17 protein-coding genes and 1 other RNA gene are annotated in these 19,046 nt (G+C 66.5%); 4 read left to right on the top strand and 14 right to left on the bottom strand.

The annotated features are described in order from the left end of the window. Positions 1-2: 2 nt before the first annotated feature. The 14 genes from ACVWWQ_RS08160 to rsmI form a co-directional block, all read right to left on the bottom strand. Complete coding sequence (locus ACVWWQ_RS08160; RefSeq protein ID WP_099652685.1) at positions 3-737, bottom strand: cell division protein FtsQ/DivIB; 735 nt, start codon at positions 735-737, stop codon at positions 3-5. Beyond that, a complete protein-coding gene (locus ACVWWQ_RS08155; protein ID WP_457383357.1) occupies positions 734-1,717 on the bottom strand; it encodes a D-alanine--D-alanine ligase in 984 nt (327 codons plus the stop codon). The genes ACVWWQ_RS08160 and ACVWWQ_RS08155 overlap by 4 nt, the downstream gene beginning before the upstream one ends. Further along, positions 1,714-3,153, bottom strand: a complete 1,440-nt coding sequence (gene murC, locus ACVWWQ_RS08150) for a UDP-N-acetylmuramate--L-alanine ligase (RefSeq protein WP_133948207.1) — start codon at positions 3,151-3,153, stop codon at positions 1,714-1,716. Before murC ends, ACVWWQ_RS08155 begins: the two co-directional genes overlap by 4 nt. After that, positions 3,150-4,223: an undecaprenyldiphospho-muramoylpentapeptide beta-N-acetylglucosaminyltransferase gene (gene murG / locus ACVWWQ_RS08145; protein WP_133948209.1), complete on the bottom strand. Its 1,074-nt coding sequence runs from the start codon at positions 4,221-4,223 to the stop codon at positions 3,150-3,152. Before murG ends, murC begins: the two co-directional genes overlap by 4 nt. Then, positions 4,220-5,461 (bottom strand): putative lipid II flippase FtsW, encoded by a 1,242-nt coding sequence (ftsW, locus tag ACVWWQ_RS08140; RefSeq protein WP_133948211.1) that lies wholly within the window; start codon positions 5,459-5,461, stop codon positions 4,220-4,222. Before ftsW ends, murG begins: the two co-directional genes overlap by 4 nt. Then, complete coding sequence (gene mraY, locus ACVWWQ_RS08135) at positions 5,461-6,561, bottom strand: phospho-N-acetylmuramoyl-pentapeptide-transferase (protein WP_099652689.1); 1,101 nt, start codon at positions 6,559-6,561, stop codon at positions 5,461-5,463. The genes ftsW and mraY overlap by 1 nt, the downstream gene beginning before the upstream one ends. Then, positions 6,551-7,924: a UDP-N-acetylmuramoyl-tripeptide--D-alanyl-D-alanine ligase gene (locus ACVWWQ_RS08130; RefSeq protein WP_133948213.1), complete on the bottom strand. Its 1,374-nt coding sequence runs from the start codon at positions 7,922-7,924 to the stop codon at positions 6,551-6,553. Before ACVWWQ_RS08130 ends, mraY begins: the two co-directional genes overlap by 11 nt. Next, positions 7,921-9,429 (bottom strand): UDP-N-acetylmuramoyl-L-alanyl-D-glutamate--2,6-diaminopimelate ligase, encoded by a 1,509-nt coding sequence (locus ACVWWQ_RS08125; RefSeq protein ID WP_133948215.1) that lies wholly within the window; start codon positions 9,427-9,429, stop codon positions 7,921-7,923. Before ACVWWQ_RS08125 ends, ACVWWQ_RS08130 begins: the two co-directional genes overlap by 4 nt. Then, entirely contained in the window at positions 9,426-11,240 is a 1,815-nt protein-coding gene (locus ACVWWQ_RS08120; protein ID WP_099652692.1) for a peptidoglycan D,D-transpeptidase FtsI family protein, read from the bottom strand. The genes ACVWWQ_RS08125 and ACVWWQ_RS08120 overlap by 4 nt, the downstream gene beginning before the upstream one ends. Continuing rightward, positions 11,237-11,497: a cell division protein FtsL gene (ftsL, locus tag ACVWWQ_RS08115; RefSeq protein ID WP_199107373.1), complete on the bottom strand. Its 261-nt coding sequence runs from the start codon at positions 11,495-11,497 to the stop codon at positions 11,237-11,239. The genes ACVWWQ_RS08120 and ftsL overlap by 4 nt, the downstream gene beginning before the upstream one ends. 5 nt (positions 11,498-11,502) lie before the next feature. Further along, positions 11,503-12,429 (bottom strand): 16S rRNA (cytosine(1402)-N(4))-methyltransferase RsmH, encoded by a 927-nt coding sequence (rsmH, locus tag ACVWWQ_RS08110; RefSeq protein WP_133948217.1) that lies wholly within the window; start codon positions 12,427-12,429, stop codon positions 11,503-11,505. 41 nt (positions 12,430-12,470) lie between these two features. Then, positions 12,471-12,917 carry a division/cell wall cluster transcriptional repressor MraZ gene (gene mraZ, locus ACVWWQ_RS08105; RefSeq protein ID WP_099652695.1) on the bottom strand — a complete coding sequence of 149 codons (447 nt, stop codon included), beginning with the start codon at positions 12,915-12,917 and terminating at the stop codon, positions 12,471-12,473. A gap of 334 nt (positions 12,918-13,251) precedes the next feature. After that, positions 13,252-13,618: RNase P RNA component class A (gene rnpB / locus ACVWWQ_RS08100), an RNA gene on the bottom strand. Between the two features lie 81 nt (positions 13,619-13,699). Further along, complete coding sequence (gene rsmI / locus ACVWWQ_RS08095; protein WP_133948219.1) at positions 13,700-14,527, bottom strand: 16S rRNA (cytidine(1402)-2'-O)-methyltransferase; 828 nt, start codon at positions 14,525-14,527, stop codon at positions 13,700-13,702. Between the two features lie 81 nt (positions 14,528-14,608). Here rsmI and ACVWWQ_RS08090 point away from each other — a divergent pair, with 81 nt between their 5' ends. From ACVWWQ_RS08090 to ACVWWQ_RS08075, 4 genes are read left to right on the top strand one after another with little or no spacing between them, the layout of a single operon-like run. Further along, complete coding sequence (locus ACVWWQ_RS08090) at positions 14,609-16,522, top strand: penicillin-binding protein activator (protein WP_133948221.1); 1,914 nt, start codon at positions 14,609-14,611, stop codon at positions 16,520-16,522. Then, on the top strand, positions 16,522-16,878 hold the full coding sequence (locus tag ACVWWQ_RS08085) for a YraN family protein (protein WP_133948223.1): 357 nt from the start codon (positions 16,522-16,524) through the stop codon (positions 16,876-16,878). The genes ACVWWQ_RS08090 and ACVWWQ_RS08085 overlap by 1 nt, the downstream gene beginning before the upstream one ends. Before the next feature lie 41 nt (positions 16,879-16,919). Next, positions 16,920-18,290 carry an FAD-linked oxidase C-terminal domain-containing protein gene (locus ACVWWQ_RS08080; RefSeq protein ID WP_133948225.1) on the top strand — a complete coding sequence of 457 codons (1,371 nt, stop codon included), beginning with the start codon at positions 16,920-16,922 and terminating at the stop codon, positions 18,288-18,290. A 26-nt stretch (positions 18,291-18,316) separates the two neighbouring features. Continuing rightward, positions 18,317-18,943, top strand: coding sequence for a uracil-DNA glycosylase family protein (locus tag ACVWWQ_RS08075; RefSeq protein WP_457383356.1), 627 nt, complete (start codon positions 18,317-18,319; stop codon positions 18,941-18,943). The last annotated feature ends 103 nt before the right edge of the window (positions 18,944-19,046 follow it).

Genomic DNA, 19,046 nt, shown 5'->3' with positions numbered 1-19,046 from the left:
GCTCATGTGCGGGGCTTGCCCCCGGCGTTGGCGGCGGCCGCTTGCGGCCAGCGCACGGCGAATCCATTGGTGTAACGAAGATCGGCGTAGCTGAAGCCCTCGGTGCGTCCGGCGACCAGTTGCGGGTAGACGTCAAGGAAGCGGCGCAGGCGGCGGCCAGCCTCCTCGCGATCGCCGATCACGATCTGCGCGCCACTGGCGGTGCCGACGCTCCAGCTGCCACGTTCGGTCAGCGATACGCCGGTGATCTGCAAATGCGTGCCGGCGAAAGCCTTGCGCGTTTCCGCGTAGAAGCTCACCACTTCGGCCAGCCGCGCATCCGGACCATGCAATTCCGGCAAGTCGCCGATGTGATCCATGCCGGGCGCATCGAACACCAGCCCCTGGCGGCTGATCAGCTGCTTGTCGTTCCAGCGGGCAAACGGCTGGCGCTCGTAAATGCGGAGCTGCAGCGTGTCCGGCCAGCGCTTGCGCGCCTCGACCGACTCCACCCACGGCAACGCGGCCACGGCTTTCTGCACCGCGTCCAGATCCAGCGCGAAGAAGCCCTTGCCCAGACGGGGACGCACGGCGGCGCGGATGTCGCTCTCGCTCACGTGCTTGAACTCGGCCTGCACCGTCAACTGGGTCACCGGCCAGCGGCCGGCCGCAAACCAGCCGCGCAGCACGCCGACGATCGGCAGCGCGACCAGCGCGATGGCCAGACACCAGGCGACGAGGCGGACGGCTCCTTTCACTCGGCGCCTCCGCGGGTGGTGAGTGCCGGCTCGTGGGCGAAGCTGGTCTCGAGCACGCGCCAACACAGTTCCTGATAGTCGATGCCGGCCGCGGCGGCGGCTTTCGGCACGAGCGAGTGGGACGTCATGCCCGGCGCAGTGTTCACTTCCAGCAACCAGTTGCCGCCGGCGCGGTCGCGCATCACGTCGACCCGACCCCAGCCGGCGCAACCCAGTGCATCGAAGGCCTGCAGCGCCAGCGCACGCAGCTCCGCTTCGGCGTCGCCTTCCTGGCCGGGGCACAGATACAGCGTGTCCTCGGCGATGTATTTCGCGTTGTAGTCGTAGAACGCACCCTTGGGCACGATGTGAATCGATGGCAGCACCTGTCGACCGAGGATGGCGACGGTCAGCTCGTCGCCCTCGATCAGGGTTTCCATCAGCAGGTCGCCCGGATACTTCGCAGCCAGCGCGACCGCCTGCTCCAGCTGCGACTCGTCGAGCACGCGGGTAATGCCGACGCTGGAGCCTTCACAAGCGGGCTTCACGATCAGCGGAAAGCCGACCTGCCGCGCGGCGGCGTGCACGTCGGCACCACGCGGCAAGGCCACGAACTTCGGGGTCGGCAAGCCCAGGGACTGCCACACCCGCTTCGAACGCGTCTTGTCCATCGACAGCGCGGAACCCAGCACACCCGAGCCGGTGTACGGCACATTGAGCGATTCCAGCGCACCTTGCAGCACGCCGTCTTCGCCGCCGCCATGCTGGCCGTGCAGGATGTTGAACACGCGGGCGAAATGACCGGCACGCAGCGCATCGAGCAGCGCCGGAATGCCGTCGATCGCCTGCGCGTCGATCCCGCGCGCCTGCAGCGCAGCCAGCACGTTGCGGCCGGAGTCCAGCGACACTGCGCGCTCGGCCGAACTGCCGCCCATCACCACCGCAACGCGGCCGAACTGGGCGGGGTCAATGATGCGGCTGATCGTGTCGTGGCTGCTCACTTGCTTGTCCTCAGGTTGCCAAGCTGGGCCAGCTCGACGGCCGCCGCACCGATGTCACCGGCGCCGAGCAGCATCAACAGATCGCCATCGCGCAGCAGCGCCGGCAAGGCGTCCTTCAGATCACGCGGATGCTCAACCAGCACCGGATCGACCTTGCCGCGCGCGCGCACGGCGCGGGCCAGCGCCCGGCCGTCGGCGCCCGCGATCGGCGCTTCGCCCGCCGGGTAGACATCAGTCAGCACCAGCACATCGGCCTCGGCCAGCACGTTGGCAAAATCGTCCAGCAGATCGCGCGTGCGGCTGTAGCGATGCGGCTGGAAACCGACCACCAGCCGACGCTCCGGCCAGCCGCCGCGGGCGGCCGCGAACACGGCCGCGAGTTCGCGCGGGTGATGGCCATAGTCGTCGACCAGCAACACGCTGCCTTGGTCCAACGCGAGTTCGCCACGCCGATGGAAGCGGCGGCCGACGCCTTCGAAGTTTTCCAGCGCGCGCGCCAGTGCGCTCGCCTCGACACCAAGCTGCCAGCCGATCGCCGCTGCCGCCAGCGCGTTCAGCACGTTGTGCTGGCCGGGCAGGTTGAGCTTCACCGGCAGCAGTTCATCGCGCCCTGGCAGTTGCAGGTCGAAATGCATTTCGAAACCATGCTGGCGCACGTTCAGCGCGCGCACGTCCGCATCCACGGTATCGATCCCGTAGGTCATCACTCGCCGCGTGGTGTTCCTGGCCAGCTCGGCCACTTCCGGGTCATCCACGCACAGCACGGCCAGTCCATAGAACGGCAGCCGGTGCAGAAAGTCGGCGAACGCCTTCTTCACCTCGGCGAAATCGCCGTGGTAGTTCTCCAGATGATCGGCGTCGATATTGGTGACCGCCGCGATGACCGGCGACAGCAGCAGGAACGAGCCATCCGATTCATCCGCCTCGGCGACCAGGTACTGACCGGTGCCCAGGCGCGCGTTGGCGCCGGCTGCGTTGAGCTGGCCGCCGATCACGAAGGTCGGATCGTAGCCCGCTTCGGCCAGCACGCTGGCAGTAAGGCTGGTGGTGGTGGTCTTGCCGTGGGTACCGGCGATCGCCACGCCACGGCGGAAGCGCATCAGCTCACCCAGCATTTCCGCGCGGGGGATCACCGGGATACGGGCCTCGCGGGCGGTGAGCAGCTCCGGATTGTCCTGCTTGATCGCGCTGGACGTCACCACCACGTCGGCGTCGCCGACGTTCTCCACCGCATGACCGATATGCACGGTGATGCCCAACTGCTTCAGCCGCTGCGCCGTGGGCGAGTTCGCGCGGTCCGAACCGGATACGGCATAACCGAGATTGTGCAGCACCTCGGCGATGCCGCTCATGCCGACACCGCCGATGCCGATGAAATGCACGCGGCGGAAGGTGCTCATCGGGTCTTCATGGGCGTGCAAACGACGCGGCGTCATGCGGCGACCTCCAGGCAAGCTTGCGCAATCACCTGTGCCGCATCGGGCTTGGCCAGCGTGCGCGCGGCCTCGGCCATCGCCAGCAGGCGGTGGCGATCACCCAGCAGCGCTTCCAGTCGCTGCGCCAGAATCTGTACGTTCAGCTCACTCTCCTGCATCAGTTCGGCAGCTCCCGCCGCCATCAAGACTTCGCCATTGCGCGTCTGGTGGTCATCCACCGCGTGCGGGAACGGCACCAGCACCGCGCCAAGTCCCGCAGCGGCCAATTCGGCCAGGGTCAACGCGCCGGCGCGGCAGACTGCCAGGTCGGCCCAACCGTAGGTCGCGGCCATGTCGTCGATGAACGGCACCACCTCGGCCTCCACGCCGGCCTGCGTATAGGCAGCGCGGGCTTCATCCAGGCCGCGGCTGCCGCACTGGTGCAGCACGTCGGGCCGCTGCGCCGGCGTCAGCAGGGCCAGCGCGTGCGGCAAGGCGAGGTTCAACGCGCGTGCGCCGAGGCTGCCGCCAAGCACCAGCAGGCGCGGTCGACCCTCGCGGCCAGCCATGCGCGAGGCCGGCGGCGGCAACGCCGCGATCGCGTCGCGCACCGGGTTGCCGACCCACTCGGCCTGCGGCAGCGCGTCGGCGAAGCCGGCCAGCACGCGTTTCGCCAGTCGGGCCAGCTTGCGGTTGGTGAAACCGGCCACGCGATTTTGCTCATGCACCAGCAACGGCCGGCGCAGCAACCAGGCCGCGAGACCACCGGGACCGGCGACGTAGCCACCCATCGACAGCACGCTGCGCGGATTCACCTGGCGCAGCACGTTGATCGAGGCGAACAACGCGCGCAGCACCATCAGCGGCGCCAGCAGACGAGTCTTCCAGCCCTTGCCGCGCAGACCACCGACCGCCACGGTGTGCAATTCGATCCGCTGCGCGGGCACCACCCGGGTTTCCATGCCGCCGACCGCTCCCAGCCAGACCACCGGCACGCCTTGTGCGCGCAGGCAGTCGGCCACGGCCAGCCCCGGAAAGATGTGGCCACCGGTGCCACCGGCCATGATCAAGACCGGACGCTGGATGCTCATGCGACCACCGCCTCGCGCGGCTTCGCCGCAGCGTTCGCATCGTTCGCCGCAACGGCCGCCGGCATCCGGGTAGCCATCTGGCGCGCGTCCAGCGCGCGATTGATTTCGAAGGTGGCACGCAGCAGCACGCCGGCCATCGCACAGGTCAACGCCATCGACGAACCGCCATAGCTGATCAGCGGCAGGGTCAGGCCCTTGGTCGGCAAGGCACCCAGATTGACGCCGACCGAGACGAACGCCTGCATCGCCAGCATCAGTGAAATGCCGAAGGCGACGTAGCCGGCAAAACGCTGACCGACCTCGACGCCCTTCAGGCCCAGGTACAGGCCGCGACCCACCGCCAGGCCAAACAGGCTCATCACCAGAATCACCCCGGCCAGGCCAAGCTCCTCGCCAATCACGGCGAAGATGAAGTCGGTATGCGCCTCGGGCAGGTAGGACAGCTTCAGCACGCTGGAACCCAGCCCCACACCGGTCCATTCGCCGCGACCGATCGCCATCAGCGACTGGGTCAGCTGGAAGCCGTCGTTGAACGGATCCTTCCACGGATCCATGAACGAGGTCAGCCGCTTCATGCGGTAGCTTTCGCCGGTGGCCGCGATGTACAGCAGCGGCATCAGCGGCAAGCCCATCAGGAACAGGAAGATCGGTCGCGCGCCACCGAGCCAGACCATCGCGATGGTCACCGCGATCACCAGCGTCGCCGAACCGAAGTCCGGCTGCGCCAGCAGCAGCAGCACGATCATGCCGGCCACCATCACCGGCTTGAACAGGCCGAGGAACTTCGTTTCCACGCTGTCGCGGTGACGCACCAGATAACTGGCCACATACACCACCAGGATCAGCTTCACCGCCTCGACCGGCTGGAAGGTGGTGACCAGCAGGTTGAGCCAGCGTCGGGCACCATTGATGCGCATGCCGAAGTGCGGCACGAACACGGCCAGCAACATCAGGAAGGCCAGCGCCAGCAGCGGGAACGCGTATTTTTCGAGCAGCTTCAGCTCGGTGCGCATGGCCACGCCCGCCGCAACCAGCCCGACGCTAAGGAACAACAGGTGCTTCTTGAGAAAGTAGAACGCGCCAATGTGCTGGCTGTCAGCCACCGAAATCGAGCTCGACGTCACCATCACCACGCCCACGCTGGCCAGACCGATCAGCGCGACCAGCAACCACAGGTCGAAGCTGCCGCGCGGTCCGCTGCGGCGTTTGGCTTGGATGGCGGCGTCGAAGATCGCCATCAGCGCACCTTCAACGTGGCAAGGCCGATCAGCACCAGCACCACGCTGATGATCCAGAACCGCACGATCACGCGGGGTTCCGGCCAGCCCTTCAATTCGAAATGGTGGTGAATGGGCGCCATGCGGAAAACGCGCTTGCCGGTGAGTTTGAAGCTCGCCACCTGGATCATCACCGAGGCGGTTTCCATGACGAACACGCCGCCCATCACCAGCAGCACGATTTCCTGACGCACGATCACCGCGACGCAACCCAGCGCTGCGCCCATCGCCAGTGCGCCGACGTCGCCCATGAACACTTGCGCCGGGTAGGTGTTGAACCACAGAAAGCCCAGGCCCGCCCCCGACAACGCGCCGGTGAAGATCGCCAGTTCGCCGGCGCCGGGGATCGAGGGGATGCCCAGGTATTCGGAAAACAGCTTGTTGCCCGCCAGATAGGCGAAAACGCCCAGCGCACCGGAGACCAGCACGGTCGGCATGATCGCCAGGCCGTCCAGGCCGTCGGTAAGGTTCACCGCGTTGGAGAAACCCACGATCATGAAGTAGGTGATCACCACGAAGAACAGCCCGAGCGGCACCACCACATGCTTGAACAGCGGCAGATAAAGCGCCGTCTCCGCCACCGGTACGCCGGCGGCGACCTGTGGCGCGGTGTGGTAGAGGAACAGCGCTGCGCCCAGACCGAACACGGACTGCCAGAAATACTTCCAGCGACTGGCCAGGCCGCGGCTGTCCTTCAAGACCAGCTTGCGATAGTCGTCGTAGAAGCCGATCGCGCCGAAACTCAGCAGCACGGCCAGCACCACCCAGACGTAACGGTTGTGCAGATCGGCCCAGAGCAAGGTGGCCACGGTGACCGACAGCAGAATCATCACCCCGCCCATGGTCGGCGTGCCGGCCTTGACCAGATGCGTCTGCGGACCGTCGCTGCGCACGACCTGGCCCGCCTTCAGCGCGGCCAGCCGATTGATCAGCCACGGACCACACAACAGCGACATGGCCAGCGCAGTGAGCGCCGCCATGATCGTGCGGAACGTGATGTACTGAAACAGATGCAGCGCGGTGAAATGCCGTGCCATCCAGTCCGCCAGCTCAAGCAGCATGGAATGCCCCCCCGTTGTTCCTGTCCGGCTCACCCGTCAGGGCCGCCACCACCTGCTCCATGCCGGCGGAGCGTGAACCCTTGACCAGACAGGTGACTCCCCGGTGGAGATGCTCCTGCAGCGCGGCGATCAGGGCCGGCTTGTCGTTGAAATGCTCGGCGCCGACGCCGAATGCAGCCACGGTGGCCGCACCCAGCGGGCCCACCGCGAACAGCCGCTCGACGCCGCGCTCACGCGCGAGTGCGCCGATGCCCGCATGCAGCGCACGCGCGTCCGCACCGAGCTCCGCCATGTCGCCCAGCACCAGCCAGCGCTCGCCATCGGCAAGCAGCAAGGTATCAATCGCCGCCGCCATGGAACTGGGGTTCGCGTTGTAGCTGTCATCGATCACGGTCCAGCCGCCGGCAGCCACTTCGCGGCGCAAGCGGCCTGACACGCCGGCGGCCTGCTCGAGTCCGGCGACGATGGTGTCCAGCGGCACATGGAGCGCCAGCGCCACCGCGGACGCAGCCAGCGCATTGCCGATGTTGTGACGACCGGGCAGCGGCAGGTTCACTTCGGCGTCGCCTTGCGGCGTGCTCAGCACGAACCGCGAACCGTCCACCCGCTGCTCGACGATGTCGGCACCGATGTCGGCCGGATGATCGAGCCCGAAGCGCAACACCTGGCGCGTGGCGGCCAGGCCGCCGAAGAAACTGGCGAAAGCATCATCGGCATTGATGATGGCAATGCCGTCCACCGGCAGCGCCTGATACAACGCTCCCTTGGTCTCGGCCACGCCTTCGATGCTGCCCATGCGCTCAAGATGCGCCGGCGCGATGAGCGTGACGAGGCCGATATCAGGCCGTGCGATGGCAGCCAGGTACGCAATGTCGCCCGGCTTGCCCGCGCCCATCTCGAACACGGCGTACTCGGTGTCCGCCGGCATCGCCAGCAGGCTCAGCGGCAGACCCAGTTCGTTGTTGTAGTTGCCGCTGCTGACGTGGGTGCGCCCATGCCGCGAAAGAATCGCCGCAACCAGGGTCTTCACCGTGGTCTTGCCGTTGGAACCGGTGATGCCGACCACGCGCACGTCACGTTGCGCACGCACCGCGCTGGCCAGGTCACCCAAGGCCAACTCGGCATCGTTGACCAGCACCTGCGGCAACTCGCTGTCGACCCGGCGCGTGACCATCGCGGCCACCGCGCCGCACTCGATCGCCTCAGCCAGATAGTCATGCCCGTCGGCGCGCTCACCCTTGATCGCCACGAACAGGTCGCCCGGCTTCAGCTTGCGCGTGTCGATGGCCACGCCGGTGACCTTGGCATCGCCGGCCAGCAGGCGGCCCCCGGTCCACACGGCGATGGTGCTCAGCGCCATCATGCGCGACGCTCCCGGCCCAGCTGCGCCAACGCGGCGCCCGCCACCTGCAGATCGTCAAACGGATGCTTGCCGGTCGCACCATCCTGATAGGTTTCGTGACCCTTGCCCGCGATCAGCACCACATCGCCGGCACGTGCCAACTGCAACGCATCAGCGATCGCCAGCGCGCGGTCGCGCTCGACCGTCATCGCCGGAGCAGCCGCCATGCCGGCGACGATCTGCGCCACGATCGCATCACCGTCTTCGCCGCGCGGATTGTCGTCGGTGACGATGGCCACGTCGGCCAGCGTTGCCGCCACTTCGCCCATCAACGGACGTTTACCGGCATCGCGCTCGCCACCGCAACCGAACACGCAGATCAGCTTGCCGGCGCAATGCGCCCGCGCCGCGCTCAATGCCTGCTGCAGGGCGTCCGGCGTGTGTGCGTAATCAACCACCACCAGCGGCTGGCCCTGTGTGCCACCGAGCCGGCTCATTCGGCCGTTCACTGGTTGCAACTTCGCGATCACCTCGACCAGGCGCGCGAACGGCTCGCCCAGCGCACCAAGGCTGGCCACCACCGCCAGCAGGTTGGCCACGTTGAAGCGGCCGATCAGCTGGCTGCGAACCGCGCGGACGCCCCACGGGGTGCGCAAGTTGAAGGCCAGCCCTTCGGCCGAAGTGACGATGTCGCTGGCAACGATGTCCGCGTCCTCGGCGCCGGCCATGCTGAAGCGCAGCAACTGGACGCCATCGGGGACCTGCGCGGCCAGCTTCTGGCCAAACGCGTCATCGACGTTGATCACCGCGCTGGCCAGCCCCGGCCAGGCAAACAAGGTGGCCTTGGCCGCGCCGTAGGCTTCCATGCTGCCGTGGTAGTCGAGGTGGTCACGGGTGAGATTGGTGAAGACGGCGACTTCGAAATCCACCGCCGCCACACGCCCCTGGACCAGCGCATGGGAAGAGACTTCCATCGCCACGTGACTGACCCGATCATCGCGAAATGCTGCCAGTTGCGCCTGCACACTGATCGCGTCCGGCGTGGTGCGCTCGCCCTCGTGCAACTGGCCCTGCACGCCGGCACCCAGGGTGCCGATCGAAGCGGCGCGATGGCCGAGCAGGGTCAGCGCCTGCGCCAGCAGTTGCACGCAAGAAGTCTTGCCATTGGTGCCGGTGACGCCGAGCATGCGCAGCGCTTCGCTGGGACGCTCATAGAAGCGTGCGGCGATCTCGCCCACCTGCGCATGCAGGTCGTCGATCCAGATTACGGGGACATCGAGCGCGGCGACGGCCTCGACGACCGGCGCCTCGGCCAGCACCACACGGGCGCCGCGCTGCACCGCGCCAGCGGCGAAGTGGATGCCATGGGTCTGGGTGCCGTGCAGCGCGAAGAATGCGTCACCACGTTGCGCGCGCCGCGAATCCAGCGTCAATCCGTTCACCATCAAACGCGCCGCTTCGGGCGTGCCCGCGAGCTGCGCGTCAGCGATGCCCAGCAACAGCTGGTCCAGATGCCGGGTACTCATGGCGAGTCTCCGTCGACCGGAGCGTCATCAATCGGCGCGTCCACCGGCGGCTTGCTGCCGACCAGTCCGTCCACGTTCTGCAGCGGCCCGCCGACGTACCAGCGACCGATGTTGTCCGGTGGCACGTCGAGCAGACGCAGTGCACCTTCCATCACCTTGGCGAAGACCGGGCCGGAAACAGTGCCGCCGTAGTAGCTGCCCTTGTGCGGATTGTCGATCACCACCACCGCGGCCAGGCGCGGGTTCGAGGCCGGCACGATGCCGGCGAAGGCCGCCGTGTAGTTGCTCTTGGCGTAACCGCCGGCGTTCGCCTTGTGCGCGGTGCCGGTCTTGCCGGCCACGCTGTAGTTCGCAATGCGCGCGGTGGTGCCGGTGCTGCCCGGACCGGTCACCGTCTCCATCATCTGCAACAGCTCGCGCGACACCTCGGGTGTGATGATCTGCTTGGCCGTGTTGCTGTTGTCCTTGATGAAGGTCGGCGTGTGCATCACGCCTCCATCGGCGATCGTGGCGTAGGCATTGGCCAGCTGCAGCACGGTCACATTCAGTCCGTAGCCGTAACCCAGGATCGCCTTTTCCAGCGGGCGCCAGTCACGCCCGATGCGCAGGTAACCGGAGGCCTCGCCAGGGAAGCCGCTTTCGGTGCTGTTGCCGAAGCCGAACGCGCGGTAGGTGTCGTACATCAGCGACGTGTCGAGCTGCATCGCGATATGCGCGGCGCCCACGTTGCTGGACTTGGTGATCACGCCCGTCGGCGTAAGCACCCCGTAGTTGTGGGTGTCATGAATGTCATGACCCTGAAAGTACCAATGCCCACCGGTGGTATCGATGAGCGGGCTGGTGGGGGTGTATTTGCCACTGGAAAGCGCGGCGGCCATCAGGATCGGCTTGATCGTCGAACCCGGTTCGAGCACGTCGGTCATTGCCCGGTTGCGACGCTGGCTGGGTTTGCTGCCGGCAAGCGCATTCGGGTTGTAGGTCGGCAGGTTGGCCATCGCCAGTACTTCGCCGGTCTTGATGTCGAGCACCACCATCGAGCCGGAATCGGCCTCAGATTTTTCGACCGTGTTTTTCAACTCGTTGTAGGCGAGGAACTGGATGCGCCGGTCGATGCTCAACGTCAGGTTCTGGCCCGGCTTTGGCGCACGCACCTGCTCCAGGTCCTCGACGACATGTCCCATGCGATCGCGAATGACGCGCTTGGCACCCGGTTTGCCGGCCAGCCATTCGTCATAGGCCAGCTCGAGGCCTTCCTGGCCACGATCGTCGATATTGGTGAAGCCGAGCACGTGTGCGGTGACTTCGCCGGACGGGTAGTAACGCTTGAACTCGCGCTGGCCGTTGATGCCGGGAATGCCCAGATCGAGCACCGCCTGCGCGGCAGCCGGCGACATCTGACGGCGCAGGTAGACGAACTCGCGGTCGGAGCGTTGCGCCAACTGGGCCTTCAGACCATCCGCGTCCACACCCAGCGCCTGCGCCAGCGCAGGAATGCGATCGTCGTTGTCGAGCACCTCGGACGGGTTCGCCCAGATCGACATCATCGGCGTGGACACTGCCAGCGGCTCGCCATTGCGGTCGAAAATGGTGCCGCGGGAGACCGGGATCGGCACTTCGCGCAGGAAACGCGCGTCACCCTGGCGCTGGTAGAACTGTTTGCGCACCACCTGCAGGTCAAACGCGCGCGCGACCAGCGCGGCCGAAACGAGACCGAGCAGACTGACCACCACCACCATGCGCCGGCGCGCACTGGGGCCGGCGCTGCGGCGGCGACCGGGCTGGGACGGCTTGGCGTGCTTGCGCCAGCTCATCGCAGCAACCGGATGTCTTGCGGGCGCGGATCGACCATGCCCAGTTTCTGTCGTGCCTCGTCGTCGATGCGACGTGGCTCGGCATAGGTGGCCTGCTCAAGTTCGAGCTTGCCGTATTCGATATTCAATTCGTCGCGCTGGTTCTGCAGCGCGGTGAGGTTGACGAACAGCACGCGACTCTCGTGGCGCGTCCACACCACGCCAAGTGCACTCGTCAGCACGGCGGCCAGCAGCATCAGCAGGCAGATGGCGCCGATGGCCTTCATCCCAGCTTCTCCGCCACACGCAACACCGCCGAACGCGAACGCGGGTTTGCCGCCAGCTCGGCGTCGGACGGAAATTGCGCCTTGCCGACGGCGGCCAGCCGAGCCGGCGCAGCCTGCACCGGCGGTCCGCGACGGCTGTTTTGCACACGACCGGAATGGTCGCGAATGAACAGCTTCACCGCGCGATCTTCCAGCGAATGGAAACTGATCACCGACAGGCGGCCACCCGGCTTCAGCCTTTCCAGCGCCGCCGTCAGCCCCTCCTGCAAGGCATCCAGTTCGCCGTTCACGCGAATGCGCAGTGCCTGAAAGCTGCGCGTGGCCGGATGCTTGCCCGGCTCGCGCCGACCCACCAGGCGCTCGATCAGCGCAGCCAGCTGGCCTGTGCGGGTGAACGGGGTGGTGTCCCGATCGGTCACGATGGCGCGGGCGATGCGGCGGCTGTGCCGCTCTTCGCCGTAGTTCCACAATACGTCGGCAATCTCGCGCTCACTGGCCTGGGCCAGAAAATCCGCGGCGCTCTCGCCCTGGGTGGTGTCCATGCGCATGTCCAGCGGCGCGTCGGCCATGAAGCTGAAACCGCGCGCGGCTTCGTCCAGCTGCGGCGAAGACACACCCAGGTCGAGCAGCACGCCGTCGAGGCCGGCGGCGGTTTCGTCCCACTCGGCCAGGCTGGAGAAATTCGCGTGGCGGATCGACACCCGGGCGTCGTCGGCAAATTCGGCTTGCGCGGTGGAGATGGCAGTGGGATCCCGATCCATCAACAGCAGGCGACCGTCGGCGCCCAGGCGCGACAGAACGGCGCGAGCGTGACCGCCGCGACCAAAGGTTCCATCGAGATAACGCCCGCCCGCATGCACGGCGAGACCCTCCACTGCTTCACCCAGCATCACCGGGATGTGCCGCAAAACTTGCTCGGCCATGCCGCACTCCCGCTCCCGTCCCACGTGTGTCGCCGCGCCCGTTACAGGCGCAGTTCGGCCATTTCGTTTGTGATGTCGTCTTCGCCGATGCTCTGGCGGATCTTGGCCAGGTGAGCCTGTTCGCTCCACAGCTCGAACTTGTTGCCCATGCCCAGCAGCACCGCCTTTTTCTCGATGCCGGTCGTGGCACGCTGGCTGGCCGGCAGCAGGACGCGTGCCGCGCCATCCGGCTCGACCACCGCCGCGGCACCGACCAGCTTCATCTGCATGTCGCGATGAGCGGCCTTGACCTTGGGCAATGCGTTGACCTGATCGCGCACCTTTTCCCACTCCTCATGTGGAAACAGCCACAAGCAGCCCGCTTCGAAGGGGTTGTAGGTGATCACCAGACGATTGGCGCACTCGCCCGCCACCTGCTCCCGATACGCTGTCGGAATGGTCAGGCGACCCTTGTCGTCGATGGTGATGGCGGTTTCGCCTTGAAACACGATCAGTAGACTCCACGAAAACCCACGATTTCACACTGGAACCCACGATAATCTCGCACCATGAGACTGTCAAGGTAATTTCGCTTGTGAATCAAGGAGTAAAGGCAAAATCCTGACCGTACATGCAGCATATTCTCAGGAACACCGGCAAGGTGTTTGAAAGCAGGGAATTTTTTGCAAATTCCGCCGACCAACTTCCCACCGAAATCGGGCGAAAAGACGTGAAATCCATGCGAAATCACGCCACTTCGGCGTAGCGGGATGAATTTCCGTTCAGATGAAGCGCGTCCATGGCGCCTCGACCGACGAGTCGAGGTGCCATGGACGTGCAAAGAGGTGGAGTCGGCCTGTAAGCCGGGTTCTGTACGCCTTGCGACGCGACAGTCATTCCTCTCGGCCAGGCGTCGCCGCCTGGCTCCAGCAACCTACCCGGGAACAACGCGGGCCGCGTTATCGTTCCCCTATTTGGTCTTGCTCCGAGTGGGGTTTACCGTGCCGTACGACGTTGACCCCGTACGCGGTGCGCTCTTACCGCACCCTTTCACCCTTACCACGCACATCCGAAGATGCCGTTCGGCGGTCTGCTCTCTGTTGCACTGGCCGTCAGCTCACGCTGCCCAGGAGTTACCTGGCACTCTGCCCTGTGGAGCCCGGACTTTCCTCGATGCACTTGCGTGCGACGCGACTGTCCGGCCGACTCCACCTGCAAGTCTAGTAGGAGCGCACCCTGTGCGCGATGCTTTTCGTCACGTCACCTTGGAGCTCGCGCACAGCGTGCGTTCCTACCCTTCGTAAAGGAGCTTCCGTGGCGCCCCGCTGATCGCTGCCGCGAGCTTGGCGGCTTTCGCCGGAGGCAGCTCGTCACGCAGGATGGCAAAGACGCGCTGCCCTTCGGCGAGCCTCGCATCCACTTCCTCGCCGCGACCGGTAACGAGGATCACGTGTTCACCACGCTGCTGATCGGCATCACCGGCGACCTGGGCGGCCAGCTCCCCCAGCGGCTTGCCCAACACGGTCTCGAACATCTTGGTCAGTTCGCGCGCCAGCACGGCCTCGCGCTCCGCGCCGAACACGTCACGCATGTCGGCCAGGCTTTCAGCGACCCGGTGCGAGGATTCATAGAAGATGAGGGTGCGCGCATCACCGGCAAGCTCCTGCAGGCGGCTGCGTCGCGCCGCCGCCTTCGCAGGCAGGAAGCCCTCGAACACGAAGCGGTCGCTGGGCAGGCCTGCCACAGACAACGCGGCAATCGCAGCACACGCACCCGGCACCGGGATGCAGCGGATGCCGGCCGCACGCGCCGCGCGGACCAGCCGGAATCCCGGATCACTGATCAGCGGCGTACCGGCGTCGGAGATCAACGCGACCGCATCCCCACCTTGCATCCGGCGCACGATCGCATCGACCGCGTCACGCTCGTTGTGCTCATGCAGGGCGATCAACGGCGTATCTATATTGTGGTGAATCAGCAAGGGCCGGCTGTGTCGGGTGTCCTCCGCCGCAATGACCGCCACGTCGCGCAAGGTCGCGATCGCGCGGGCAGAAAGGTCGTCGCGATGACCGATCGGGGTGGCCACCACCCACAGGCAACCTGATTGAACTGATGACATTCGGGAACTCCTACACCGCGGGGCGACAATCCAATCCGCTATGATCGCGCATTGACGACCATGACGACCAAGGGATTTCCCATGCGCTTCATGCGCCTCGCGCGTGCCGCCGCGCCCGCACTGTTGATTTCGTTGCTGCTGGCCGGTTGCGTGCCGGCCAATGCCCCGCGCTCGCAAGCCGAGCTTGACGCCGCACAAAGTGCCGCCGCGCTGACGACGCAAGGCCAGTTCGAACAGGCCGCGCAGGCGTGGCTGGCGCTGGCCTCGCAATCGCGCGGACATGCCGACAGCTATCGACTGCATGCTGCCGAGGCGTGGCGTGAAGAAGGTCAGCTCGAACGCGCCGCGCCGGTGCTCGCAAGCATCAAGCGGCAGAATCTGACCGGCGATGAACCGGTACGGCTGGACCTGTTGCAGGCAGAACTGGCGCTGAGTCAGCACGACCCGGCCACGGCGCTGCGCCTGACTACACAACCGAATGTCTTCGTTCCGGACGCCTTGCAGCCGCGCCTGCTGGAATGGCGCGCCCGTGCGATGGCCGCCACTGGCGACCGCTGGGGCGCTGCGCGCACCCGCGTCCAGTTGGACGGACAACTCAGCGGTTTCGATCACAGCCAGAATCGTCGGCAGATCCTCGCCCTCCTCAACCAGGTCGGCGTCGACTCCCTCAAACAGCGCGCGGCCGGCTTGCAGCGCGGCGATCGCATGCTGCCGTGGGTGAACGAGGCGCTGAGCCAGCTTGGAGTCACCGTGGCTCAAGCGACGCCGGAGTTGCAGCAGCCGGTGGGCACTTTGCTGCCCGGCGCAGACGCCAGCGTTCGGGAGGGCTACAAGGTACCGGCCAAAATTGCGTTGCTGCTGCCCAATGACGGCGACTACGCCGCCGCCGGCACGCCGGTTCGCGAAGGTTTTTTTGCGGCCTACCTCGACGCCGGCCGCAACCATGCGCCCCGACCCATCGTTCGCGTCTACAACAGCCATGGCACCGCCGATGGTGCCGTCGCGGGTTACAAGAAGGCGGTCAGCGATGGGGCGCAACTGGTGGTCGGGCCACTCACGCGCACCGAAGTGGCGGCCGTTTTCGGCCAAGGCAGCTTGCCGGTGCCGCTGCTGGCGCTGAATCACCCCGATGACAAGCAACTGCCTGCCGGCGAGACCAGCGAGTTCGGCCTGTTGCCGGAAACCGAGGGCGCGCAGGCCGCGGACCACATGGTCGAGCGCGGAATCCACCGCGCCTACGCGCTGGTCTCCGTCGATGACTTCGCACAGCGCGCGGCCAGCGCGTTCAAGGCGGAGTTCGCCGCCCGCGGAGGCGAGTTGCTGGGTACGGTGACCTTGCCGCCGGGCGTCACCAGCTATGCCGATGTCATCACCGGCCTGAAAATGCCCACCGGTGCCGCGCCGACGGCACCCCTCGCCGCCAGCAGCACGCCGGCGGAAGGTTCCGCCGCTGGAAACAGCGGCATCTTCATCAGCATGCGCCCCCAGCAGGCGCGCATCCTGGTGCCGCAACTGCATATCGCGCAGGTCAACCTGCCGGTGTTTGCGACCTCGCATGTCTATGAGGGCAGCGACGATCCCGCCGCGAACCGCGATCTGGACGGCGTGGAATTCTCCGACGCTCCGTGGCTGTTCGATGCGCAACCGGGCCTGCCCAACCATGACGACATCGCCGCACGCCTGCCTGCCGCCCGCGGCGGAGCGGCGCGGCTGTTCGCGTTCGGCATGGATGCGTGGAACCTCGTGCCCTATATCGAATGGCTGCGCGCCCATCCCGGCAGCTATCTGCCCGGCGCCAGTGGCCAGCTTGCCTCCGACCAGTTCGGCCGGGTACGCCGCGTGCTGATCTGGGCGCGTTTCCAGGACGGCCTTGCGCACCCGCTGGGTGGCAGCCTGCAGATGGACGACATGCCGTCGTCCGCGCCGCCGGCGAACCTGGCGCCGCCACCGACAAGCCCGCCAGCCAGCGGAACCGTGCAGCCCGCGACACCCTGATGCGCGCCGCCGGTGACGATTTCGAGCAACGCGCCTGCGCTGAACTCGAACGCGCCGGGCTCACCTTGCTCGCGCGCAACTACACCACGCGTCACGGTGAGCTGGACATGGTGATGCGGGACGGCCACACCGTGGTATTCGTCGAGGTGCGCTATCGCAAGAGCGCCAGCCACGGCGATGCCGCCACTTCGGTGACGCCGGCCAAGCAGGGCAAGCTGATTCTCGCGGCACAGCACTGGCTGGCCGCGCACCCCCAACATGCACGCGCCGCCTGCCGCTTCGACGTGGTCGGTTACGACGGACCACCCGGCGCCATTCGGCAGGCGTGGCTCAAAGGGGCGTTCGAGGTAGGTTGAGTTGCTCAACGCTTCTGCCCCGAGTGAATTAGGCTTGCACCATGCCCCTGACCGCTGAACTGCTCGCGCGCTTGCGCGAAATGCTTGCCCATGACGCGCTCGCCCTGAGCGAGGCGGAGCGCATCGCGTACTCGTACGACAACTCGCGTCAACAGGCGCTGCCGGACGCCGTGGCGTTTCCCACCGAGCATGTGCAGGTCGAGGCCTTGGTACAGGCCTGTCGCGCACACCAGTTACCCGTGATCGCGCGTGGTCGCGGCACCAACACCACCGGCGCCACGGTACCGGTGGATGGCGGCGTGGTGGTGAGTTTCGAGCGGATGAACCGCATTTTGCGGATTGATCCGGACAACCGCCTCGCGGTGGTCGAGCCGGGTGTGTTGAACGGCGACTTGCAGCAGGCGCTGGCGCCTCACGGCTTTTTCTGGCCACCGGACCCAAGCTCGGCGCCCTGGTGCAGCATCGGTGGCAACCTGGCCTGCAACTCGGCCGGGCCGCGTACGGTGAAATACGGCAGTCCGCGCGAGAACACGCTGGGACTGCGCGCGGTGGCCGGCAACGGCGAGGGCTTTCGCTGCGGCACCTATACCAGCAAAGGTGCGACTGGCTACGACCTGACCCGGTTGCTGATCGGCTCGGAAGGCACGCTGGCGCTGATCACCGAGGCGACGCTGAAGCTCACGCCGAAGCCGTCGGCGGTGCGCACACTGCGGGCCACTTATCGCGATGTCGGCGCGGCGGCGCGGGCGGTGGCGCGGATCATGGCGCAGCCGGTGACGCCGTGTGCGCTGGAGTTCATCGACGATGTGGCGCTGAAACTGGCACGCGATTATGGCGGCGACGGCGTACCGTTGGCGGGCGCGATGCTGATGGTCGAGGTGGATGGCGAGCCGGCGACGCTGCCCTCCGCAGTCGAGGCGGTTTCGGCGGCCGCGCGCGGCGACGGGCTGGAGGAGTTGCGCCTCGCCGGTTCCGCCGAGGAAACCCGGGCGCTGTGGTCCGCGCGCAAGGCATTGTCGCCGGCGCAGCGCACGATTTCGCCAAACAAGATCAATGAGGACGTGGTGGTGCCGGTCAGCCATCTGCCCGCCCTGGTGGACGGCATCAAGCGGTTGTCGGCAAAACACGAGGTGCTGATTGTCAGTTTCGGCCACGCCGGCAATGGCAACCTGCACGTGAACCTGCTGCCGCGCGATGCCGCCGAGCGTACGCGTGCGCATGCCTGTCTGGCCGAGCTGTTTGCGCTGGTGATCTCGCTGGAAGGCACGTTGTCGGGCGAGCACGGCATCGGCATGGTCAAGCGTGAGTTCATGCCGCTGGCGCTGGAGGCGTCCACCTTGCAGCTGATGCGCAACGTCAAGGCGGCGTTTGACCCGGATGGCATCCTCAATCCCGGGAAGTTGTTGCCGTGACGACCGGGGACAGGACCTCGGGAAAGGTGCATCGCAAGAGTACGAGCAGTACGCCTGACGCTCGCAAGGTGGAGACGCTGCTGACGCAGATCCGCGCATGCCGGATCTGCGAGGCGTACCTGCCGCTTGGACCACGCCCGGTGCTGCAAGCATCAGCGACTTCGCGCCTGCTGATCGTCAGCCAGGCGCCGGGGCGGAAGGTGCACGAGAGCGGCATCCCGTTCGATGATGTCAGCGGCGAGCGTCTGCGCGAATGGCTGGGTATCGACAAAAGCGTCTTCTACGACCCCAGCCGGGTCGCCATCGTGCCCATGGGCTTCTGTTTCCCCGGCAGTGGCAAGAGCGGTGACCTGCCGCCGCGACCGGAATGCGCGCCCACCTGGCATCCACGACTGCTTCCGCTGCTCAGCCAGGTGCAATTGACACTCGCGATCGGTCAATACGCACAAGCGGGGATGCTCGGAGCCTTGCGTGGTGCCAACCTCACCCAGACGGTGCGCGACTGGCGCATCCATCTCGCCCGCGGCGTCCTGCCGTTGCCGCACCCCAGCCCGCGCAACCGTCCCTGGGTGATGCACAACCTGTGGTTCGAGGCCGAACTGCTGCCGGTTTTGCGTGAACGCGTGGCGGCGCTGCTGCGCGCGGATGACTGAGCCGCGCTGCGCCCTGCCTTGCCGGCTGCCAGCGGATTCATCTAACCTGCGCGAGCTTTACGGCCACGGGACAGTTCCCTCGGCCTTGCCTGGGGACTACTCA

The sequence above is a fragment of the Rhodanobacter sp. TND4EL1 genome (genome assembly GCF_054061035.1).
This window is presented reverse-complemented; position numbering and strand designations above follow the sequence as displayed.